This is a genomic window from Fulvivirga sp. (genome assembly GCF_040220315.1).
Classification (GTDB): domain Bacteria; phylum Bacteroidota; class Bacteroidia; order Cytophagales; family Cyclobacteriaceae; genus Fulvivirga.
In genome coordinates, this window is the sequence record NZ_JAVJUY010000239.1 from 22,266 (window position 1) to 29,221 (window position 6,956).

At 38.9% G+C, this 6,956-nt stretch carries 8 protein-coding genes; 6 read left to right on the forward strand and 2 right to left on the reverse strand.

The genetic code is table 11. The annotated features are described in order from the left end of the window. The first annotated feature begins 8 nt into the window (after nt 1-8). From RLO81_RS11510 to RLO81_RS11530, 5 genes are all read left to right on the forward strand, one after another. Complete coding sequence (locus tag RLO81_RS11510) at nt 9-1,280, forward strand: OmpA family protein (protein ID WP_350111617.1); 1,272 nt, start codon at nt 9-11, stop codon at nt 1,278-1,280. 70 nt (nt 1,281-1,350) lie between these two features. Next, a complete protein-coding gene (locus RLO81_RS11515; RefSeq protein WP_350111619.1) occupies nt 1,351-1,878 on the forward strand; it encodes a TetR/AcrR family transcriptional regulator in 528 nt (175 codons plus the stop codon). A 47-nt stretch (nt 1,879-1,925) separates the two neighbouring features. Continuing rightward, nucleotides 1,926-2,747, forward strand: coding sequence for an SDR family oxidoreductase (locus RLO81_RS11520; RefSeq protein ID WP_350111621.1), 822 nt, complete (start codon nt 1,926-1,928; stop codon nt 2,745-2,747). A gap of 5 nt (nt 2,748-2,752) precedes the next feature. Then, nucleotides 2,753-3,415, forward strand: coding sequence for an NAD-dependent epimerase/dehydratase family protein (locus tag RLO81_RS11525; protein WP_350111623.1), 663 nt, complete (start codon nt 2,753-2,755; stop codon nt 3,413-3,415). Beyond that, a complete protein-coding gene (locus RLO81_RS11530; RefSeq protein ID WP_350111625.1) occupies nt 3,415-4,542 on the forward strand; it encodes an L-dopachrome tautomerase-related protein in 1,128 nt (375 codons plus the stop codon). Before RLO81_RS11525 ends, RLO81_RS11530 begins: the two co-directional genes overlap by 1 nt. 24 nt (nt 4,543-4,566) lie before the next feature. Here the strand turns inward: RLO81_RS11530 and RLO81_RS11535 are convergent, their stop codons facing one another. After that, complete coding sequence (locus RLO81_RS11535) at nt 4,567-4,944, reverse strand: nuclear transport factor 2 family protein (protein ID WP_350111627.1); 378 nt, start codon at nt 4,942-4,944, stop codon at nt 4,567-4,569. Between the two features lie 101 nt (nt 4,945-5,045). On the opposite strand from RLO81_RS11535, the gene RLO81_RS11540 reads away from it, so the two are divergent. Beyond that, nucleotides 5,046-6,635: an amidohydrolase family protein gene (locus RLO81_RS11540; RefSeq protein ID WP_350111629.1), complete on the forward strand. Its 1,590-nt coding sequence runs from the start codon at nt 5,046-5,048 to the stop codon at nt 6,633-6,635. Here RLO81_RS11540 and RLO81_RS11545 read toward each other — a convergent pair. Further along, the coding region (locus tag RLO81_RS11545; protein ID WP_350111631.1) for an enoyl-CoA hydratase-related protein at nt 6,636-6,956 on the reverse strand (321 nt) is incomplete at its 5' end. It lies immediately after the preceding gene.

Here is a 6,956-nt window from a genome sequence, read left to right on the forward strand (position 1 = left end):
TTTGATAGATGAGACCACTTTTACTTTTCCTTCTGGCATACATACCGCTAACGTCAAACATATATTCGCAGACTAAAGATATTCCGCAGGGATATGCTATTGTGGTAGGAGCATATGCGAAAAGTCAGGTTGAATTAGCGGTTAAATTCACCAAACATGTAAGTGAACAAGGCCACAACGCACGTTTTGGCCTCAATGAGCGTGGTTCTTTAATATATGTATATGTAGATCATACCGCAAGCTTTAAGGAAGCCATTGCCATGATGAAAGAACTAAGACAAAAAGAAGGTTTTGGAGATACCTGGGTGCACGTCAAAACATCAGAAGCAAGGTTGCAGCTTTCTCCAGAAGAACAAAAAAGAGCGGAAGAAACCACTCAGGCACTTAAGAAAGAAGTGGTTAACCCACTTGGAGATTTGTATGCTGAACGATTCAAAGATGTTGAAAAGGATGAATCAGAGGAAGAGGTAGTGCCCAAGAAGGAGAAAAGAGTAGAAACAATGCCCACTGAAGCAGAAGCAAGTACTACACAGGTTGAAGAAAAAAAGGAAATTAAAATTGAAAAAGACGACCGACTGGAAGTGAAATTTGACTTAACCAATTCAACCGATGGTGGCGATGTAAATGGGGAATTACAGATTGTTGACACTGAAAGGTCGAAACTCATGGATGTGGTAGAATCAGGGCATCGTGTTCATATTGATGATCCTAAGAATGGATCGGGTCAGATTACCGTTATAGTAGATGTGTTTGGTTTTAGAAAAGTTCAGAAGGAATTTAATTATTATGATCCGATCAACGGTACCACCAATGCAGAGATTGATTCTACCGAGAATGGCCTTGTGCTAAATTTTGACCTGGTGCGTTACAGAAAAGGTGATATTGTAACAATGTACAATGTCTTCTATTATAAAGATGCAGCAGTTATGCGGCCCGAGTCTCAATACGAAGTAAATAGCTTACTTGATATGTTGCAGGAAAATAAAAACATGCGTATTAAAATTCACGGTCATGTAAATGGTAAACATGCAGGGCCAATAATATCTGTAATGGATGGCCAGTACTTTAATTTAGGTAACGACAACCCAAAAGGATTTGGCAGTGCTAAGAAATTATCTAGGGAACGAGCTGAGACCATTCGTGATTATCTTTTGAGCAAGGGCATATCGGAAGATCGCATGGAGATTAAGGCTTGGGGCGGTAATCGTATGTTGCATGATAAACACAGCACAAAAGCCAAACAAAACGTTCGGGTAGAGATCGAAATACTCGAAGATTAATTATTCATTTATTACCAAAGTTGGAATTGAATATAACACTTTATAAGTTTGTAAGTAATTACTCACTTATATGACTGAAAAGCAAGGTAAAATACTAAATGCTGCTTTAGAGCTCTTTGCGGAGGAAGGTTACGGTACCACATCAACTAGCAAAATTGCTAAAAAGGCAGGTGTTTCCGAAGGCTTAATTTTCAGGCACTTTACGAATAAAGAAGGTCTTTTAGATGCTATCTCAAAAGAAGGTGAATCGCGATTAAAAGTGCTTTTCGCTAACATAGTTATGGAGGCAGATCCTCAAGAAGTAATAAACAAAACGTTTAGAATAGCTTCAGAAATTGCCAGTGATAACGAGCAATCTCATTTTTGGAAGTTACAGTATAAACTTAAGTGGGAAACAGAACGCTATGATGAAAATAAGATGGAACCTGTGAGACAAGCGCTAACAGCAGCATTTAAGAAGTTGAATTACCTTTCTCCAGAAAAAGAGGCAGAGCTATTATTGCTTTTACTAGATGGTTTAGCCACCCGATATTTTTTATCTGACAATTTTGAGATGGGTGAAATGATCGACTTTTTGTCTAGTAAGTATCAGGGATAAAAATATTTAATATAAAAATAAGTAAGTACTCACATAATTTAACAAATATGAAAACGATTTTTATCACAGGGGCATCATCCGGGATTGGGCGAAGTATTGTCGAGTATTTTCAGGATAAAGGCTGGAATGTGGCTGCAACTATGAGAACGCCTGACGAGCACGCAGACTTGAAGAGTCTAAAAAATGTTAACTTATATCAATTGGATGTACTGAATGAGGCATCAATTAAAATGGCGATTACTGACGCCATTGCTGATTTTGGAAGGATTGATGTCTTAGTGAATAATGCAGGGTATGCATTGGTGGGTGCATTCGAGGCATCTACCAATGAACAAATCAGACGACAATTTGACACGAATGTTTTTGGGCTAATGAATGTAACAAGAGCAATACTTCCGCATTTTAGAAAGAATAAAAATGGAACTATAATCAATGTAGCATCAGTGGGTGGTAGAATTACTTTCCCGTTGTATAGCCTCTACCATGGCACAAAGTGGGCTGTGGAAGGTTTTTCAGAATCCTTACAATACGAGCTTAGGCAATTCGGAATTAAAGTAAGAATTATCGAACCCGGTGCTATAAAAACGGACTTTTATGACCGATCTATGGACTTAATGAAAGCAGATGGTTTGGAAGAATATGATAACTATGTAAATGGTACATTTAATACCATGCAGAAAGTAGGCGCCAAAGCGCCAGGTCCAATTGTTGTTGCTAAAAAGGTATACAAGGCCGCGACTCAAAAAAATTATAAAATGCGGTATCCTGTTGGAAGTGGTGCACCATTTTTGTTATTCTTAAGAAGGGTAGTTCCTAACAGTTGGTTCTTTGCCATGGTAAGAATGGTTACTGAGAAAAACGAAAAATAAATAGTATGAAAGTTATAATCACAGGTTCAACAGGTATGGTGGGCAAAGGGGTTCTTTTAGAATGCCTCGATCATCCAGATATCACAGAAGTGCTACTAATAAATAGAAGATCGATTAGTGTGAAGCATAATAAGATCAAGGAAATCATCCATCAGGATTTCGGGAATTATGACTCTATTAAAGATCAATTGGCAGGGTATGATGCCGTATACCTGTGCATGGGAATAAGTGCTGCTGGTTTAAGTGAAAAGAAATATCACGAGATCACTCACGATTATACAATAGCACTTGCCAAAGCAATATATGATCATAATTCAAAGGCAACTGTCACGTATGTATCTGGTAAAGGAACGGACAGTTCTGAAAAGGGTCGAATAATGTGGGCAAGGGTAAAAGGAAAAACCGAGAATGCCTTGCTTAATATGGGTTTTAAACAAGCCTTCATGTACCGACCTGGAGCCATTATTCCTTTGAAAGGGATAAAATCAGGCACTAAACTTTACCAGTTTTTCTACGACTATTTTATGTGGCTTATTAAATTTTTAAAATTTCTATTTCCCAAATCGATAGTTAATACTACGCAATTAGGAAATTCGATGATTAACGTTACTATCAATGGTTACAGCAAATCCATTCTAGAACCATCCGATATTTTAGAAACAGCATAATGAGAATTGTAAAAATTGTAGTTGTTAGCCTGCTGGCATTAGTAATAGTGTTGGCAGTTTTTCTTCGCCTCAGGTTTGGTGGAGGCGAATACTACCCGAGTGTTGCAACAGAACCGATACTTTCTGAAGATAGCTTGGAAGTTGTACTCGCCTTTGACGAGCCGCTAGGAAACCTGGCAGTATCGGCTGATAATCGGGTGTTTTTCACAGTTCATCCTGAATCCAGGCCTGAAAGAAATAAAGTACTTGAAGTGGTTAACGGAATACCAACGGCATATCCAAGTGAAGATTATCAGAATAATTTCACAACAGTTTTAGGTATGATGATTGACCAAAACAATCAGTTATGGACAATCGATCACGGGAACCATGGTTTTAGTGGCGTAAGGTTATTGGCTTTTGATTTAACTACCAATGAAGTAATTCACGACTATACATTTCCATCTGAAGTAGGAGAAAGGCTTTCGTTTTTTAACGACTTGCAAGTTGATAAGAATGGCATGGTGTATATCGCGGATGTGAGCTTTTTTGGTAAAAATCCAGCACTTGTTGTTTACAATTCTAAAACTGGTGAGTCAAGAAGATTATTAGAGCAGCATCCTTCAGTTTATCCGCAGGATTGGTTGATTCAAAATAAACTCAAGGATATGAGTTTTATTGGTGGTTTAGTACTGCTTAAGCCAGGTATAGATGGAATTGCCTTAAGTGCAACCGAAGATTACATCTACTATGGCGCTATGGCGCACAATGGTTTATATCGTATAGCTACTAAATATTTAAATGACTTTACAATTTCAAATGATGAAATGAGTAAACATGTGGAGTTAGTTGGTAAGAAACCATTAAGTGATGGACTTAGTATGGATACACTAAATAACGTGTATATCACGGATGTTGAAAATGATGGCTTTGCCATATTATCACCGGATGGAACACTTAAGACATTAATACGGAGTAATAAAATACGCTGGGCCGATGGAGCCAGCTATGGGGGTGATGGTTATTTGTATTTTACGGATAGTGCCATTCCTGATCAGATGCTGCGTTCTAAATCGCACATGAAAGAAGCGGCACCTTACTATATTTTCAGGTTTAATCCTGGATTTGGCGGTATACCCGGGCGATAATCTTCAGAATAACAGTCCAGGATTTTAATACATGGTATTTGAATTCTTGGACTCCTTAGGGATCTGCTGAATAGCATCCCAATGCTCACAGATTTTACCATTGGCCTCAAATCGAAAGAAATCCATAGTCACATATTCATCATTACCTGGCCAGGTTTGATGGGTATGGAGAGCCACTAAATCACCTTCGGCTATACACCGTACAAATTCTATACTCTTATCTGAATATTCCTTCTTCATACGATCGAAATACCGAATAAAACCGGAAGTTCCATTTTCCACATCTGGGTTGTGCTGGATGTATTTATTGCCCACATATAGTTCAATCGCCTTTTTCGGATTACCCTCAAAGGCCATTTTGTAGAATGCAATGGCGTTTTTCTTATTCTTTTCTAAGTTCATACCTCGTTATACAGATCAATAAAATCATTTCACCACTCAAATAACAGGATTAAGAGAATTAATAATTCCTGACTAAATTGAACATCCTTAAAATTAATAACATGATCAGAAGATTAAGTATACTCATATTAGCACTTCTTATAAGTCCTTCATTAATCGGACAGATAAATCCTGCTCCTGAAAGAACAGAAGGCGAAGGTCCCTGGACTCAATTGATTATTAGAGGTGTTACGCTGATAAACGGCAATGGGGCACCACCCATCAGTCCGGTAGATATTGTTGTGGAGAAAAATCGTATAGTTGATATACAGGTTGTTGGTTACCCAGGCGTAGATATTAAACCGGCAGATAGGCCTCAATTAAAAAGTGGCGGAAAAGAACTCGATGCAAATGGAATGTATCTGTTACCAGGCTTTGTAGATATGCATGGCCATATTGGAGGTGAAGCTCAGGGAGTGGATGCAGAATATGTATTTAAACTTTGGATGGCACATGGAATTACCACAGTACGAGATCCATCCGCTAGCAATGGTTTAGATTGGGTGTTAGATCAAAAGAAGAAAAGTGCTGAAAGCAAGATTACCGCTCCGAGAATTTTAGCGTATACTGGGTTTGGTCAGGGAAGTGATAAACCCATTAGTACTACCCAAATGGCACGGGAATGGGTTCAGAATAATGCAAAGAAAGGTGCAGATGGTATTAAATTTTTTGGTGCAGCACCAGATATAATGCAGGCTGCACTGGAAGAAAATAAGAAATTAGGACTACGCTCGGCATGCCATCATGCGCAAATGAGCGTTGCGCAATGGAACGTATTACACTCCGCAAAAGCGGGGCTTACCACCATGGAACATTGGTACGGTTTGCCTGAAGCACTTTTTACAGATAGAACGGTTCAGAATTATCCGTTAGATTATAATTATAATAACGAGCAGCACCGTTTTGGGGAAGCAGGAAGACTGTGGCAGCAGGCGGCTCCTCCTTTTTCAGATAAATGGAATTCAGTGATGAATGAATTGCTTGAATTGGATTTTACACTAGACCCCACATTTAACATTTATGAAGCAAGCAGGGATTTAATGAGAGCGCGAAGAGCCGAATGGCACGAGACTTACACGATGCCTTCTTTGTGGAAATTTTATCAGCCAAGTAAAATATCACATGGCTCATACTGGCATTATTGGGGCACCGAAGAGGAGATCGCCTGGAAGCAGAACTATCTACTTTGGATGACCTTTGTTAACGAATACAAAAATAGAGGTGGCAGGGTAACGGCTGGTTCTGATTCGGGCTTTATTTTTCAGCTGTATGGGTTTGCGTTTATTCGGGAGTTGGAATTACTACGTGAAGCAGGATTTCATCCGTTGGAGGTTGTGAAGGCTGCTACGCTAAATGGGGCCGAAGCCCTTGGCATGGAAGATCAAATAGGCACTGTTGAAGTAGGTAAACTAGCCGATTTTGTTATTTTGGAAGTGAATCCGCTGGAAAACTTAAAAGCCCTTTACGGAACAGGAGCCATTAAACTTACAGATGAAAACGAAGTAGTGAGAGTAGGAGGTGTAAAATACACTATTAAGGATGGGATCATCTATGACGCAAAGCAATTGTTAAAAGACGTTGAAAAAATGGTGGCTGATGAAAAAGCCAAAACAGATTTTGTCATTACTCAGCCCGGAATGGAGAAGGATTAACTAGTCTTTAAACTCTGGTTTTCTTTTTTCCATTGTCGCTTTAAAGGCTTCCATTAAATCCTCAGAAAGCAGCATGCCAGCATTCCAGGTTGTCATATAATTTAATGAATCATCTACTGAATGATCTCTGGTATATAGAAGTACGTCTTTTATTCCACGAATAGATACTGGTGATTTACTAGCGATCATGGTTGCAAGCTTCATCACTTCACCTATCATTTCTTCCTTGGATGCATAGCATTGATTAACTAAACCTATGGCTTTAGCTTCAGCACCCAATACCTTTCTACCTGTATACGCCATTTCGTTTACAATTCCTGG